The 16,139-nt window shown below is 34.6% G+C and carries 12 protein-coding genes; all 12 read left to right on the forward strand.

Annotation, left to right across the window (positions count from 1 at the left end; genetic code table 11):
• Nucleotides 1-113: 113 nt before the first annotated feature.
• The 12 genes from NG655_RS07140 (at nt 114) to NG655_RS07195 (ending at nt 16,067) form a co-directional block, all read left to right on the forward strand.
• Nucleotides 114-1,124 carry a DHH family phosphoesterase gene (locus NG655_RS07140; RefSeq protein ID WP_252158635.1) on the forward strand — a complete coding sequence of 337 codons (1,011 nt, stop codon included), beginning with the start codon at nt 114-116 and terminating at the stop codon, nt 1,122-1,124.
• A gap of 1 nt (nt 1,125) precedes the next feature.
• Nucleotides 1,126-1,662, forward strand: coding sequence for a gliding motility-associated peptidyl-prolyl isomerase GldI (gldI, locus tag NG655_RS07145; RefSeq protein WP_252158636.1), 537 nt, complete (start codon nt 1,126-1,128; stop codon nt 1,660-1,662).
• A gap of 35 nt (nt 1,663-1,697) precedes the next feature.
• Complete coding sequence (locus NG655_RS07150) at nt 1,698-2,777, forward strand: peptidylprolyl isomerase (RefSeq protein ID WP_252158637.1); 1,080 nt, start codon at nt 1,698-1,700, stop codon at nt 2,775-2,777.
• 253 nt (nt 2,778-3,030) lie between these two features.
• Nucleotides 3,031-4,077 (forward strand): DUF3810 domain-containing protein, encoded by a 1,047-nt coding sequence (locus NG655_RS07155; RefSeq protein ID WP_252158638.1) that lies wholly within the window; start codon nt 3,031-3,033, stop codon nt 4,075-4,077.
• Between the two features lie 58 nt (nt 4,078-4,135).
• Nucleotides 4,136-7,117, forward strand: a complete 2,982-nt coding sequence (locus tag NG655_RS07160; RefSeq protein WP_252158639.1) for an amidohydrolase family protein — start codon at nt 4,136-4,138, stop codon at nt 7,115-7,117.
• Between the two features lie 10 nt (nt 7,118-7,127).
• Complete coding sequence (locus NG655_RS07165; RefSeq protein ID WP_252158640.1) at nt 7,128-8,420, forward strand: amidohydrolase family protein; 1,293 nt, start codon at nt 7,128-7,130, stop codon at nt 8,418-8,420.
• Nucleotides 8,421-9,218, forward strand: a complete 798-nt coding sequence (locus tag NG655_RS07170; RefSeq protein WP_252158641.1) for a TrmH family RNA methyltransferase — start codon at nt 8,421-8,423, stop codon at nt 9,216-9,218.
• Nucleotides 9,219-9,263: 45 nt separating this feature from the next.
• Nucleotides 9,264-11,465 (forward strand): RelA/SpoT family protein, encoded by a 2,202-nt coding sequence (locus NG655_RS07175; RefSeq protein ID WP_252158642.1) that lies wholly within the window; start codon nt 9,264-9,266, stop codon nt 11,463-11,465.
• A 37-nt stretch (nt 11,466-11,502) separates the two neighbouring features.
• A complete protein-coding gene (locus NG655_RS07180) occupies nt 11,503-11,946 on the forward strand; it encodes a Fur family transcriptional regulator (protein WP_252158643.1) in 444 nt (147 codons plus the stop codon).
• Nucleotides 11,947-11,964: 18 nt separating this feature from the next.
• Complete coding sequence (locus NG655_RS07185) at nt 11,965-13,236, forward strand: adenylosuccinate synthase (protein ID WP_252158644.1); 1,272 nt, start codon at nt 11,965-11,967, stop codon at nt 13,234-13,236.
• Nucleotides 13,237-13,257: 21 nt separating this feature from the next.
• On the forward strand, nt 13,258-14,880 hold the full coding sequence (locus NG655_RS07190) for an OstA-like protein (protein WP_252158645.1): 1,623 nt from the start codon (nt 13,258-13,260) through the stop codon (nt 14,878-14,880).
• On the forward strand, nt 14,877-16,067 hold the full coding sequence (locus NG655_RS07195) for an aspartate aminotransferase family protein (protein WP_252158646.1): 1,191 nt from the start codon (nt 14,877-14,879) through the stop codon (nt 16,065-16,067). Before NG655_RS07190 ends, NG655_RS07195 begins: the two co-directional genes overlap by 4 nt.
• Nucleotides 16,068-16,139: the final 72 nt, after the last annotated feature.

Below are 16,139 nucleotides of genomic sequence, written 5' to 3' on the forward strand. Positions count from 1 at the left end.
ATTTTAACGTTCAATAGTTATCTAAACAAAGTAAAAAGAAATCTTTATTCTATTTAGAATATTATAAACAAACAGGATATTTTTTTAAAGAGGTTTGGTATATTAGCACCTCTATGACAGAATTTTTTATACAAACTTTAAAATCAGAATTAGCAACTCCCAAAAAGGTAGTTATTATTCCACATAAAAACCCAGATGGCGATGCCTTAGGAAGTTGTTTAGGATGGAAATGTTTTTTAGATCAAATGGGACATTCTTGTGCTGTTGTTTCTCCAAATGAATATCCTCAATTTCTAAATTGGTTACCTGGACAGGAAGATATTATAAAGTACAGTGAATCTGAAACTTTGGGTAAAAAACTCCTTAAAGAAGCAGATTTAATTTTCACATTAGATTTTAATAGTTTGGGAAGAATAAAACCAATGAATGAAATTATTAAATCCTGTGACGCAGTTAAAGTAATGATTGATCATCATGAACAACCGGAGGATTATGCAGATCTAATGTATTCTGCACCAGAACTTGGATCTACCTGTGAGATGGTCTACAACATAATGGAGGCATTGGATATTAATAAAATTAATAAAACCATTGCTAGCTGTATTTATACTGGAATAATGACCGATACTGGTTCATTCCGATTTAACTCAACAACTTCAACAACACACAGTATTGTTTCAAACTTGCTTGATCTTGAAATTGATCATGCTCAGATTCATAGAAACATATATGACACCTATAGTTTTGGGCGTTTACAGCTCCTTGGTAAAGCATTATCAAATCTTGTAAAAGTTGAACCTCTAAATGCCGTATACATTACAATTAGCCAAGAGGAGCTGGATCAATGTAACTTTAAAAAAGGAGATACCGAAGGCTTTGTAAATTATGGACTGAGCTTGGACGGGATTGAATTAGCAATTATTATGATTGAAAATTCACAGGAAAATATCGTTAAAATGTCGTTCCGTTCTAAAAGTACTTTTAATGTAAATGAGTTTGCAAGAAAACACTTTAACGGAGGTGGTCACAATAATGCAGCCGGTGGAGCATCATTCCAAAGCCTTGAGGCGACCAAAGAAAAAGTGCATCAAACCATACTAGAATACAAAGATCAACTACAATAAAATGAAGAACCTTTTGTTTTTATTTATTGCGCTAACCTCTTTAATAAGCTGTTCTGAATTAGAACCACGAAAACCCGTTAATATTCCTGAAAGTTCTTTTCTCGAAAGCTCGGTAGCACGAAATAGGAACATCATGAAAAAAGAGCAAAAACTTTTTAAAGAAATAATTGCACGAGATTCAACCTTGGAATACCAATTGAATAAATCTGGCTTCTGGTACGCATATAAATTAAAAACAAAGGATAGAGTATTCCCTAAAAGAGGTGATTTTGTTCGTTTCAATTATAAAATAGAAGACTTAAAAGGGACGCTTTTATATGACGAAATGGAACTGGGAACTGTAGATTATTTGGTTGATAAAGAAGAATTGCTTCCCGCATTAAGAGAGGCTATAAAACTTTTGAGCATAAATGAAGTTGCTACATTTTTATTCCCTTCCTATCTTTGTTATGGTTACCAAGGAGATGGTGAGAAAGTCGATATTAATCAAGCACTTCGTTTTACAATAAAACTTACCTCACATTCCGTTAAAAATTAAAAATGCATATTTGTAACTTAACTTAAATATACCAAATGAAAAAAAACATAACGTATTTAATCTTAGCCTTAATTGCAATAGGATGTAAAACAAAATATCCTGAACTAGAAGCAGGTATTTATGCTGACATTGAAACCAACAAAGGGTCAATCGTTGTATCATTAGAACATGAAAAAACACCCGTTACGGTTGCTAACTTCGTTTCTCTTAGTGAGGGGACTAATGAAATGGTAAGTGAAGAATATAAAGGGAAGAATTTTTATGATGGCCTTATTTTTCATAGAGTAATTCAAGACTTCATGATTCAAGGAGGTGATCCTTTAGGGAATGGATCAGGTAATCCAGGATATAAGTTTGGAGATGAATTTAGAGAGGACTTATTCCATAAAGGAAAAGGGATTTTATCCATGGCTAATTCGGGGCCTGAAACTAATGGAAGTCAGTTTTTCATTACGCACAGATCAACTCCTTGGCTTAACGGGAAACATACTGTATTTGGGAAAGTTGTAATTGGAGAAAATATCATTGATAGCATCGCCCAAAATGATACCATTAAAAAAGTAACCATCATCCGAAAAGGATTTGATGCAAAACGTTTTGATGCTCCATCTATTTTTGAAAAGCACTTAAATGGTTTAGAAGCTGAAAAAGCTGAAAAAGAAGAGAGAAAGCAACTCATTAAACTTGAAACTCAAGATAAATTTGAAGCTCAAAAAGCTCAAGCTGAAACTACAGAATCTGGTTTAAAATACTTTTTTACTCAAAAAGGGGATGGACCAGAAGTAATAACAACTTATAAAGCTAGAACTCATTATGCAGTTTACCTAGAAGATGGTACTTTTTTACAAACAAGTAACCAAGAAATAGCTAAAGCACTTGATCAAATAGATGAATTAACTGCAAATGCTCAAGCATATAGACCCATTGCTGCAGATTGCAGTCCAGAAGCTGGTATGATTGAGGGCTTTAAAGAAGGTTTACGATTGATGAGAGCTGGAGACAAACTAACTATTTTTGTTCCTTACACACTTGCTTATGGTGAGCAAGGTGGTCAAGGTATTGGCCCACGTTCAAATTTAATATTTGAATTAGAAGTGCTAGAAGTAATCGAATAAGTTTACACTGAAAACATTTAAAAACCCTGTCAGTAGACGGGGTTTTTTGCTTTATACATATTAATTTAAATCTAATTTACTCCCAAAAAATAAATAAAACCAAAAGTATTGTTCCTACTAAAAAAGAGGCGCAACCTGTAAAAAAACAACCCCATAAAACATCTTTGCCTCGTATCATTTCTTCTCTCATGAGTGCAAATTAACGATTAAATTTCGTAAAAAAACATTTCTACTTTATGTCTATATTAGATCTATGAAAAGAAAGGAAATTAAGTTAATACTAGGATTGAGCATAATTCCTTTAGTAGCCCTAGTGAAAATAATCAGCTCCTACCCCAATCAGATTGAACACTACTTTTCACAAAACTTCTACCCTCTTTTATTTAACTTTCAAAAGTATTTATTCCAATATTTTTTATTTTCAATAGGAGACTTGATTTACCTATTAATTATAATTTACAGTACCTTCTTACTGTCTCGGTTTGTTGTCAAATTTAAAGTCCCAACGAAGCATGCACTTACAAGTTTTGGGATGTTTATCAGTATTGTATTCATAACTTTCCAACTCAATTGGGGATTAAATTACCATCGAATCCCTTTGTCAGAGCGGTTAAATATTGAAAAACAATATTCAGACACTCTTCTTTATGATTTGACCTATAAGCTTGCAGCAAAAAGCAACTTACTGCACAACCAACTGAGTTCCTCTGATACTTCAAAAGTTATAATCCCTCATTCAAAAAATAAATTAATTGATCTCATTCAAGAAGAGTACTCAGATCTTTTCCCTTCAAACATTAAGGTTCCAAAAGTAAAACCTTCTCTATATAGCTTACCTCTAAGTTATATGGGTTACGGGGGATATTTAAATCCATTCACTTTAGAGGCTCAAGTAAACATTCGAATCCCTAAAATAAATTTACCCGTAACAATAGCTCATGAAATGGCACACCAACTGGGTTACGCTGCAGAAAATGAAGCCAATTTCATCGGTTTTGTAAACACCTATCAGCATAAAGACCTTTACATTAAATATTGTGCTACGCTTTTTGCTTTGAGACATTCTTATGGAGACCTAAAAAAAAGAGACCCTCAGTCAGCTCAATTAATACTAAACAAACTAAACAAAGGAATCTTCAAAAACTTTGCAGAAACCAGTACATTTTGGGAGGAATACGAAAATCCCTTTGAACCTTATTTTAAGAGCTCATACGACGTATATCTAAAAGCAAATGGTCAGAAAGAAGGTGTTAAAACATACAATCAAATGGTAGCGTTTTTAATCAGTTATAATCTTTAAATTTAAGATTGAAAAATAACATTAAAAACCGTAACTTGATTTCCTAAAATTTCGTTAAATGAAACCACTATACTTTACACTTATGTTTCTGGTAGGTCTTGTAGGACATGCTCAAGATTATTTTCCCGAAAACAAAGGAGTTAAAACTCAAAACTCAAAACAATTCTTATTGACTGGAGCTACCATCCACCTCAATCCATTACAAAAGATTGAAAATGGAATGTTACTCATAGAAAATGGAAAAATAACTGCAGTAGGAACGACTTTACAAAGTCCTAAAAACGCAGTAGTTATAGATTATAAAGGAAAACACATTTATCCATCATTTATAGAATTACATTCTGATTTTGGAATTCCAACAGTTAAGGGAGTTTCTGGAGGAAGAAGAAGTGCTCAATATGACGGAAACAGAAAAGGGTTTTATTGGAACGATCACATCCTACCAGATTATGATAGTAGGTCCGATTTTAAGTATGACACAAAAAAAGCTAAAGAATTAAGAGCTGCAGGTTTTGGAACTATCAATACACACCGTAAAGAAGGTATTCATCGAGGGTCTAGTGTTTTAGTCGCATTGAATGACAACCAAAATAATGGGTACCGAATGATCGAAGACCGTGCTGCTCAGCACCTATCATTCAAAAAAAGTAAAACTTCTGGACAATATTACCCAGGATCAATCATGGGTGCTATGGCTTTAATAAGACAAGTATATCATGACGCTGAATGGTATGCCAATGGGGGTGCTAAAAATAAAGATCTTGCTCTTGAAGCTTTGAATAATAATAAAGGGATGCCCGCTATTTTTGAAACATCAAATAAATTAGATGTTGCTCGAGCAGCTAAACTTTCTAAAGAATTTGGACAGAACTATATTGTAAAAGCAAATGGTACTGAATACGAGCAACTAAATGCATTAAAAAAATTAAACCCTACCCTTTTATTACCGGTTAATTTTCCGGATGCTTTTGATGTTGAAGATCAATTTTTAGCCCAAAAAATTTCATTGAGTCAAATGAGATACTGGAACCAAGCACCTGCGAACCCTAAGGCAGTTGCCGATGCTGGAATCAGATTTGCCTTTACTTCTAGTGATTTAAAAAGCGTAAAAAACTTTTTACCCAATATCCGAAAAGCAGTTGATCATGGTCTTTCTCAAGAAAGAGCACTCGCAGCTTTAACTACAATTCCAGCTCAGCTTATTGGACAGAAAGGGAAAATAGGAGAATTAAAAAAAGGAGCCTATGCTAACTTCTTAATTACAGACGGACCCGTTTTTGAAAAACAAACCAAAATTCATGAAAACTGGGTTCAGGGTCATCAGCACATTATTAAAGTAACTCCAAAAAATATAATCGATGGAGTTTATACGTTAAACTTAAATGACTCTTCCTACAAATTAACACTTTCAAAGAGTGATTCTAAAATCAGTGCTAAGGTTGTTCAAGATTCAACAACATTTAAAACAACAGCTAAATATGAAAATGGTTGGTTATCTCTTAAAATAACTGATCGTTCAGGAAACAAATTCGCACAGCTTAAATCTAAAGTGAGTATTTCAGAATCTTTTAATGGAGATGGAACTTCCTTTAATGGAAATCCGATTACGTGGTCAGCGAATAAAACAGAAGATTTAAAATCTAAGAAGGAAAAAAATAATAAGAAAGCAGCTTCAAAGGTTCTGCCAATAACCTATCCAAATAATGGTTTTGGATTTAAGAAACTGCCTACCGCAGAAAACATCTTATTTACAAATGTTACTGTTTGGACAAATGAAAAAGAAGGGATTCTTAAAAATGCTAGTGTTTGGGTTGTAGATGGCAAAATAAAAGCTGTTGGCGCAATTGAAAGTGCTCCAGGAGCACGAGTAATAGACGGAACAGGGAAGCATTTAACAAGTGGTGTTATAGACGAACATTCACATATTGGAGCCTCTAGTATCAATGAAGGAGGTCAAAATTCCTCTGCAGAAGTAACAATAGAAGACGTTATCGATCCAGACGATATAAATCTTTACAGAAACCTTTCTGGGGGTGTAACTACACTTCAAATTCTTCATGGCTCTGCAAACCCAATTGGCGGTCGCTCTGCGATTATAAAACCAAAATGGGGAGCAAGTGCAGATGAATTACTCTACCCGGGCGCCGATCCCTTCATAAAATTTGCTTTAGGGGAAAATGTTAAGCAATCTAACTGGCAAAGTTATGAGCGATTTCCTCAAACTAGAATGGGAGTTGAACAAGTTTTTACAGATTATTTCCAACGTGCAAAAGAATATAAAACTGCATGGAGTAAATATAATTCGCTCTCAAGAAAAGCAAAAGCAAAAACAAAAGCACCGAGATTCGACCTAGAAATGGAAACCCTTGTTGAAATTTTAAATGGGGAGCGTTTTATCTCTTGTCACTCTTATGTACAAAGTGAAATTAATATGTTACTCAAAGTAGCAGATCGTTTTGGAGTAAGAATTAATACGTTCACTCACATATTGGAAGGATACAAAGTCGCTGATAAAATGAAAGAACACGGAGTGGGAGGATCAACATTCTCTGACTGGTGGGCTTATAAATTTGAAGTGAATGACGCAATCCCATACAATGGGGCTATAATGCATAGTCAGGGAGTAACGGTAGCATTTAATTCAGATGACTCAGAAATGTCTAGAAGACTAAATCAAGAAGCTGCAAAAGCTGTAAAATATGGAGGTGTTTCGGAAGAAGACGCTTGGAAATTTGTGACGCTTAATCCAGCTAAATTGCTACATATAGACGATAAAGTAGGTAGTGTTAAGGTTGGGAAGTCGGCAGATTTAGTTCTCTGGAGCGATCACCCAATGTCAATATATGCAGTTGCAGAAAAAACTATGATTGAAGGAGTTATCTATTATGATCTAGAGCGTGCAACCGCACAGGTTGAACAAATAGAAAAAGAAAAGAATCAATTGATTCAAGATATGCTTTTAGCTAAAAATGGTGGTGCAAAAACCCAAAAGCCAAAACAAAAAAAGAAAGTAGAATTCCATTGTGAAACACTTGACTAAACTCATTATTATGAAAAATTATATACTTACAATCGCATTCCTTTTCATTGGTATTATTGGAATAGCTCAACAAACCCCAGCAGCAGATCAACAAGAATCTATTTTAATTCTTGGTGCAACAGCACATATTGGAGATGGTACTATTTTGGAAAATAGTGCAATCGGAATGTTGAACGGTAAAATAGTAGAAGTCACTACTGCAGAAGCTGTTAAAGAACAGTACAACAAGACTATTGATGCAAGTGGACAACATGTTTACCCTGGTTTTATTGCAACTAATAGCACGGTAGGGATGGTAGAAATTGACGCCATTAGACCTACAAATGACTTAAATGAAATTGGTGAATATCTACCCCACATTAGAACTATTATAGCTTATAATGCTGAATCTAAAGTAGTAGAAAGTTTACGCCCTAACGGAATATTAACAGCACAAGTAGTTCCTAATCGAGGTGTTATTGCCGGTAGTTCGTCTGTCGTAAAATTAGACGCATGGAACTGGGAAGATGCTGCTCTTCTAACAGATGAAGGCTTGCACATTAATTGGCCAAGGGCATATACATATAGTTGGAGAATTGGTCCAAGTAGTTTAAAGTATAATAAAAAAAGCTATGAGGAAAAGATAAAATCATTAGGACAATTCTTAACAGAATCTGCAGCTTACAACAAAAAAGCAAATGAAGTTAAACATCTACCATTTGCAGCAATGAAAAATGCTTTTAATGGAAATCAAACGGTTTATTTACATGCAAACGGTCAACGAGAAATTGTAGATGGCATCGAGTTCTTAAAAGAACATGCGATTAAAAAAATTGTTTTAGTAGGTGGAAACGAAGCTCATAAAGTGAGTGATTTATTAAAAAAGCATGAGATACCCGTAGTTTTATCAAGGCCACATCGACTTCCAACCGAAGAAGATCAAGATGTTAAACTACCATTCAAAATGGCAAAAATTCTTATGGATGCTGGCTTATTAATTACAATTGATGTTAGCGGTAGAATGGAACGTATGAATACTCGTAATCTTCCTTTTTACGCAGGTAGTTTTGCTGCATACGGAGTTCCAAAAGAAAAAGCAGTTGAAATGATCACGCTAAATGCAGCCAAAATAATCGGAGTTGATGATCGTTTAGGAAGCTTAACGGTCGGAAAAGATGCTACATTATTCATTTCGATTGGAGATGCTCTTGACATGAGAACAAACCAACTAAGCCACGCATTTATTGGAGGTAGAGATTTGTCTCTCGAAACTCATCAAACAGAACTTTGGAAAAGATACATGGAGAAATATTCCAGAAAGTAAATGAAATACATTTCTAGTTCTCAAAATCCACAAATTAAAAGACTAAAAGGTCTACAAGAAAAAGCTAGAAAAAGAGCAGAGCATAACCAATTTGTAATTGAAGGGACTAAAGAACTTAATTATGCAATTAAAGCAGGTTATCACTTCGATGAAATTTTTATAACGGATCATACTCGTTCTGATCAAACAGAACGAGTTATTGATTCAATGGGTTCTAATGAACTAATTATTTCTGAAGTTGCAGCTCCTATTTTCAAAACACTTTGCTATCGATCAACATCAGAAATAATAGCAATAGCTCAAAAAAAAGAACATAAACTGTCTGATTTACTTTTAAACGAAAATCCCTTAATCTTAATTGCAGAAGCTCCAGAAAAACCCGGTAATATAGGTGCATTAGCAAGAACTGTAGACGCTGGAAACATAGATGCTCTAATCATTACAGACCCAAAAACAGAGCTCTACAATCCTAATGTTATCCGATCTAGCGTAGGTTGTTTATTTTCAATACCCATCGCAATTACATCAAATGAAGAACTAATTCAGTTCTTAAAGGACAAGGACATTAAACTATTGAGCGCTGCACTTTCAGAAAATGCAACTTCTTATGTCAATCATGATTATACCATTCCAACCGCTATAGCAGTAGGAACAGAAGATCAAGGATTAACAGACGCTTGGTTAAGTCAAAGTGAGCACCACATCATCATCCCAATGCAAGGAGTAAACGATTCTTTAAATGTTTCTGTTGCAGCTGGAATTATACTTTTTGAAGCAGTTCGTCAAAGAAACTTATGAGAAAAATTTCAAAAGCTAAATTAGTTTATGTAATTTAACATTATAATGATTATAGACGAACAGTTAGAAAATAAGGAAATTGCTAAGCAGTACAAGGAACTGTTAAGGATTAGCTACTTACAACTAAATGAAGAAGATAAAAAGTTGATTCGTTTAGCTTTTGATACCGCTGTTGACGCACATAAAGAACAGCGAAGAAAATCTGGAGAAGCTTATATCTTTCATCCCATTGCCGTTGCTAAAATTGTAGCCTCAGAAATAGGATTGGACGCAACCTCAATTGCAGCAGCGCTTCTTCATGACACTGTTGAAGACACAGAATACACCCTAAACGATATAGAACGTCTTTTTGGAAATACAGTAGCCAAAATTGTTCACGGACTTACCAAAATTTCGCACTTAAAAAAAGATACGGACATCTCACTGCAAGCTGAGAATTTCAGAAAAATGTTACTTACATTAAATGATGATATCCGGGTAATTATTATAAAAATTGCAGATCGTTTACACAATATGCAAACCATGGACGCAATGCCTGAATACAAACAGGTCAAGATTGCTTCCGAAACACTCTACATATACGCTCCTATTGCGCACCGAATAGGAATGTATAATATTAAAACAGAACTAGAGGATCTGAGTCTAAAGTATACCGAGCCCCTTCGATTTGATGCAATTAAAAATAAAATTGAGGAAAGTCAAGAGGAGCAACAAAAATACATTAAAGATTTCTCCACCTTTATCGAGAAGTCACTCAATGGGGAACGTTTAAAGTATTTCATCAAAGGGAGGAACAAATCTATTTTTTCTATCCATAAAAAAATGCAAAAACAAAACATTCCTTATGAAGGAGTTTTTGACAAATTTGCAATTCGTGTTGTTTATAAATCAACCCCTAAGAACGAAAAATTCTTAGCATGGAAGATTTATTCTATCATAACCGACCACTTTACACCCAACCCAACGAGACTAAGAGATTGGATTTCATCGCCTAAGTCAAATGGTTATGAATCGTTACACATAACCGTAATGGGACCAAATAACAAATGGGTAGAAGTACAAATCCGATCCGAACGAATGCATGAAATTGCAGAAAAAGGATATGCAGCCCATTTCAGATACAAACAAGGAGAACAAAAAGAAAGTGGAATCGATGTTTGGCTGAACCGCATACAAGAAGTATTAGAGAATAAAGAAGGAAACGCAGTAGACTTTGTCGAAGACTTTAAACTAAACTTATATTCCGAGGAGATTTTTGTTTTTACACCTCAAGGGGAGCTAAAATCCTTACCCAATGGTTCTTCGGTTCTAGATTTTGCATTCAGTATTCACACAGAAGTGGGAGCTAAGGCAAGAGGAGCGAGAATTAATGGAAAATTAGTACCCTTAAGTAGAACACTTAAAAGTGGAGAAAATGTTGAAATAATAACTTCAGAAAACTCAAAACCAACTGCAAACTGGTTGGATCACGTAATAACATCCCGTGCTAGAGCAAGTATTAAAACAGCTCTAAACGAAGAAAAAAGGAGAATATCTGAGGACGGAAAAGAGTTGCTTAGAAGGAAACTAAAACAACTAAAAATTACTCTTAATGATAAAACAATTAGGAGACTGGTATTGTACTTCAAGGTTAATACAAGTTTAGATTTATTTTACAGAGTAGGTATTGGAACTTTAGACAACAAAAAACTTAAGGAGTTTGCAGCGAGTTACAACAACACCTTTTTTAATTTCATTAAAAAGAGGATGACCGCTACAGCTCGAAAGAATATACGGGATCGAGATGAGTTTACTTCAAAATACGATAAGTTATTTTTTGGTAAAGACAAGGAAGAACTCCCCTATTCTCTTTCAAAATGTTGTAACCCTATTGCTGGAGACAAAGTTTTTGGCTTTTTAACAATAAATGAAGGTATTAAAGTTCATAGAAACGACTGCCCAAATTCATTATCACTTCAATCAAATTTTGCATACCGAGTTCTTCCGGCTTGGTGGGTAGATTCTTCGGAGCAACAGTTCAGCGCAAAGCTAAAATTAAGTGGTATTGACCAAATAGGTCTTGTAAATCAAGTAACACGTGTTATATCGAATAATATGAATGTTGATATCTTCAAAATTAATTTTGATACGGACGATGGATTATTTAGCGGAGGGATAAGTGTACGCGTTAAAAACAAAGCTACACTTGAAAAACTTGTAAATAATCTATTAAAAATAAATGGAATTGAAAAAGTTACCCGAGATTAGTTAAAGAAACAATACATTTGTAACCTAAATCATGATTATGACTGAAACACAAAATCCTCAAGATGTAGTTAAGGGTGTGTTTATCAAATTTTTGGATAAAAACAAGCATCGTAAAACACCTGAACGTTTTGCAATTCTTCATGAAATTTATGACCACGATGATCATTTTGATATTGAATCATTGTACATCATGATGAAAAATAAAAATTACAGAGTAAGTAGAGCTACTCTTTACAACACAATCGAATTGTTACTTGATTCTGGACTTGTAAGAAAGCATCAGTTCGGAAATAACCAAGCACAATACGAAAAGTCATTTTTCGACAAACAACACGATCATATTATCTTAACAGATACTGGTGAAGTAAAAGAATTTTGTGACCCAAGAATTCAAAGTATAAAAAAAACAATTGAAGAGGTCTTTAATGTTGATATTCATCATCATTCTTTATACTTTTACGGCACAAAAAAAGAATCATAAATATAACTAGAACAGACTATGTCTATTGACTTATTATTAGGTCTCCAATGGGGAGATGAAGGGAAAGGAAAAATTGTAGACGTCCTTACCAAAAATTACGATATTATAGCACGTTTTCAAGGAGGTCCAAATGCTGGGCACACGCTAAAATTCGATGGATTTTCTCACGTTTTACATACAATCCCTTCTGGTATATTTCACCCAACGGCTCTTAACCTTATTGGTAATGGAGTCGTAATTGATCCGGTAATTTTTCAAACAGAAATAGATAAGCTTGAACCATTCAATATAGATTTTCCAAACAAATTGTTCATATCAAAAAAAGCACACCTTATTCTCCCGACGCATCGTTTATTAGACGCGGCATCGGAGGCTTCAAAAGGGAAGGCTAAAATTGGATCAACTCTTAAAGGAATTGGACCTACTTACATGGATAAAACCGGGAGAAACGGTATTCGTGTAGGAGATATTGTTTTACCCGATTGGAAAGACCGTTATGAAAATTTAAAGCAAAAGCATTTAAAAATGTTGAGCTCTTTCGAAGGTTTAATTGAATTCGACTTGGCTGCTCTTGAGGAAGTGTTTTTTAAGGCAATTGAAGAACTAAAAAAACTACCTTTTGTTGATAGTGAAAATTTACTACACACGGCAATAAAAGAAGGGAAGAAAGTTTTAGCAGAAGGAGCACAAGGTTCTCTATTAGATATTGACTTTGGAACTTACCCATTTGTCACTTCATCTACCACCACAGCTGCGGGTGCATGTACAGGTTTAGGAGTTGCTCCTAACGCCATCGGAGATGTATTTGGAATATTCAAAGCCTATACAACACGAGTTGGAAGTGGACCATTCCCTACTGAACTTTTTGATGAAGACGGAGAAACAATGGGTCGCGTGGGTATGGAATTTGGAGCAACTACAGGACGAGCGAGACGTTGTGGTTGGATCGATCTAGTTGCCCTTAAATACGCAATTCGCGTAAATGGAGTTACCCAATTAATGATGATGAAAGGAGATGTTCTCTCTGGATTTGAAAAAATTAAAGTGTGTACTTCTTACAAAACAAAAGACGGTTCTATAAAACACTTCCCTTTCAGTATTGATCCTGAGCATGTTACTCCAGAATACATTGAAATGGAAGGATGGAAAGAAGACTTAACGGAACTAACTGCTGAAGATCAATTCCCAAAGGCTTTTAACGATTATATTGCTTATTTAGAGAAGGAATTAGAAACCCCTATTAAAATTGTATCAGTAGGTCCAGATCGTAAACAAACTATTTTCCGCTAAGAGGAAATTTAAATAAATATCTTGAAAAATCCGAAAACACTTGTTTTAATTCTAATGATTGGTTTTTGGGTAGGACTCTTATCTGCTCAAGAATCTAGAATTGTTGAAATAAGGCAAGCGGGATCTTTCGAAAAAGATGAAGCTCAATATCCTGGAGCAAACATACTTTTAAAAAAAGGAGATACAAGAGTTCATTTATTCCATAAAGGGGCCTTGATTAAATCCAATACCTCTTTTTTTTATTCAAAGAGAAATTTTTTTGAAGCAAGTGGTGCTGTTGTTTTTACTCAAGGCGACACCTTAAGGATGACCAGTGATTATTTAGAATATGATGGGAAAAAAGGATTTGCAAAAGCTTGGGGAAATGTTTTTCTAAAACAACCCGATATGACGCTAGAAACAGATACACTTTATCTGGATCGCGTCGAGAACATTGCTTATTATGAAACCCCAGGAACTATAGTCGACAGCAGTAGTGTTTTAAAAAGTAATCGCGGAAAATATTTTATGAATGAAAAGAAATATCGTTTCATTTCTAATGTTCGCATAGACAATCCAGAATATAAGGTTACTTCAGCACAACTTGATTATTTTACAGAAAGTAACAAAGCTTTCCTCTACGGTCCTACCAAGATAATTGGTGCTGACTATGATATTTATTGCGAACGAGGATTCTATAACATGGAAACTCAGCAAGGGAATTTCAGACAAAATGCATTGATTAACTATAACGAAAAAATTATTGAAGGAGACAGTCTATATTTTGAAAATGAAAGGGAATATGCAGCTGCAACAGACTTTGTCTCTATAACGGATACCATTAATAATTCGATAATTCGCGGGAATTATGCCGAAATTTTTAAAGCAAAAGATTCCGCAATTATTACAAGAAAAGCATATGCAATAAATATTCTTGAAAAAGATTCTTTGTTCATTAAAGCAGACACACTCGTTGGAACAGGACCAGCAGAACATCGCGTTTTAAGAGGGTATTATAATGTAAAAATATTGAAGTCAGACATTAGAGGGAAATCGGACTCTTTATATCTTGATGATAAAATTGGAAAGATTGAATTACACAAAAGACCTTTATCTAAAAAAGAAGAACAAATTTTAAGTGACGATGACAAAAATTCCAAGAACCCTGTTTTATGGTTTGGTGCAAGCCAAATGAGTGGAGAGGTAATTTACTTAAAAACAGAAAAAGGAGAGAAAAAACTCGATTCTCTTCAGATTTTCGGAAATGCATTTATAATAGAAAAAGACTCCCTTAGTTCGGATGGATATAACCAGATCATTGGAAGTGAACTTTATGGAGACTTCCATGACGGAGCACTTAAAAACCTAGACGTAGTAAAAAACACTATGGTTATTTATTATCTCTATTCGGATTCTGGTGAACTCATCGGGATTAATAAAACAATCTGTAGTGCGCTCGATATTGTATTCGACAACAACGAAATAAATGAAATTTCATTTTATGTAAGTCCAGACGGAGAGGTTTTCCCTGAAGAAAAAATAGATCGAAATCTAAGAAAACTAAAAGGTTTTCTTTGGAGAATAAATGAAAGGCCAGAAACATTTGAGGATTTATTTGGTCCAGAAAAAACAGAAATTCCAGAAGTTACAATTTTAAAAGAATGAAAACACTTCACAGAGACTTTCTTACCTATCAAGCAAAAACTACTCCTTACCCACTCGGTATAGAAATAGATCATGCAAAAGGAAGTTATGTTTATGATAGCAGTGGTAAATCGTATTTAGATTTTGTTGCTGGAGTTTCTGCATGCAGCCTAGGACACTGCCACCCCAATATAGTCGAAGCTATAAAAAACCAAAGCGAACGCTATTTACACGTAATGGTATATGGGGAATTTGCACAAGAACCCGCAGTAAATTTAGCGAAAGAACTTGCACAAGAATTACCAGAAAGTCTTGGCGTAACCTATCTTGTAAATTCAGGGACGGAAGCGATTGAAGGGGCATTAAAACTAGCCAAACGAGTTACAGGAAGAGGAGAGCTTATCTCTGCAAACAAAGCCTACCACGGAAGCACCCACGGTGCACTGAGCTTACTGGGAGCTGAAGAACAAAAAAAAGCTTACCGACCCTTACTCCCAGGAGTATCGTTTATTGAATTTAACGACGAAAAAGATTTAAAAAAAATCACCTCAAAAACAGCTGCTGTACTACTAGAAACGATTCAAGGAGGTGCAGGATTTATTCTTCCGGAAAACAATTACCTAAGACAGGTTAAAAAAAGATGTGAAGAAGTTGGAGCTCTTTTAATACTAGACGAAATCCAACCGGGATTTGGAAGAACAGGAAGTCTTTTTGGATTTCAACAGTTTGATGTAGTCCCAGATATTCTTGTAATGGGAAAAGGAATGGGAGGAGGATTACCTATAGGGGCGTTCAGTAGTTCTTCTGACAAAATGATGCAGCTGACAGAAAATCCAAAATTAGGACACATCACAACATTTGGAGGAAATCCTTTAGTTGCAGCCTCGGCGCTAGCAACACTGAGAACTCTAAAGTCAGAAAAATTAATTGAACAGGTAAAAGAAAAAGAAAACCTATTTAGAAGCTTATTAAAACACCCTGCCATAAAACAAATTAATGGAACTGGTTTAATGCTAGCTCCCCTATTTGAAAACGAAGAAATTGCAAATAAAGTAGTATTAGGGTGCATGGAAAAAGGGCTGATATTATTCTGGTTATTATGGGAAAAAAAAGCGGTTAGAATATCTCCGCCATTGACTATTTCAGAGGAAGAAATCAAAAAAGGATGTGCTATAATTAATGAAGTTTTGGAAGGTATTAATTCCTAAACTGTTAATTACTTTGTTAAAAACAATCTCTTAGAAGGCTAAACAAAAGCTAACTTCTGTATTAACTTTAAT

Source organism: Candidatus Arcticimaribacter forsetii (assembly GCF_910589745.1).
Classification (GTDB): Bacteria; Bacteroidota; Bacteroidia; order Flavobacteriales; family Flavobacteriaceae; genus Arcticimaribacter; species Arcticimaribacter forsetii.

What these genes read in the sequence shown, in the direction of transcription:
- NG655_RS07140 (WP_252158635.1), top strand. Translation starts at nt 114, where the DNA reads ATGACAGAATTTTTTATACAAACTTTAAAATCAGAATTAGCAACTCCC.
- NG655_RS07165 (WP_252158640.1), top strand. Translation starts at nt 7,128, where the DNA reads ATGAAAAATTATATACTTACAATCGCATTCCTTTTCATTGGTATTATT.
- NG655_RS07175 (WP_252158642.1), top strand. Translation starts at nt 9,264, where the DNA reads ATGATTATAGACGAACAGTTAGAAAATAAGGAAATTGCTAAGCAGTAC.
- NG655_RS07170 (WP_252158641.1), top strand. Translation starts at nt 8,421, where the DNA reads ATGAAATACATTTCTAGTTCTCAAAATCCACAAATTAAAAGACTAAAA.
- NG655_RS07150 (WP_252158637.1), top strand. Translation starts at nt 1,698, where the DNA reads ATGAAAAAAAACATAACGTATTTAATCTTAGCCTTAATTGCAATAGGA.
- NG655_RS07180 (WP_252158643.1), top strand. Translation starts at nt 11,503, where the DNA reads ATGACTGAAACACAAAATCCTCAAGATGTAGTTAAGGGTGTGTTTATC.
- NG655_RS07155 (WP_252158638.1), top strand. Translation starts at nt 3,031, where the DNA reads ATGAAAAGAAAGGAAATTAAGTTAATACTAGGATTGAGCATAATTCCT.
- NG655_RS07160 (WP_252158639.1), top strand. Translation starts at nt 4,136, where the DNA reads ATGAAACCACTATACTTTACACTTATGTTTCTGGTAGGTCTTGTAGGA.
- NG655_RS07195 (WP_252158646.1), top strand. Translation starts at nt 14,877, where the DNA reads ATGAAAACACTTCACAGAGACTTTCTTACCTATCAAGCAAAAACTACT.
- NG655_RS07185 (WP_252158644.1), top strand. Translation starts at nt 11,965, where the DNA reads ATGTCTATTGACTTATTATTAGGTCTCCAATGGGGAGATGAAGGGAAA.
- gldI (WP_252158636.1), top strand. Translation starts at nt 1,126, where the DNA reads ATGAAGAACCTTTTGTTTTTATTTATTGCGCTAACCTCTTTAATAAGC.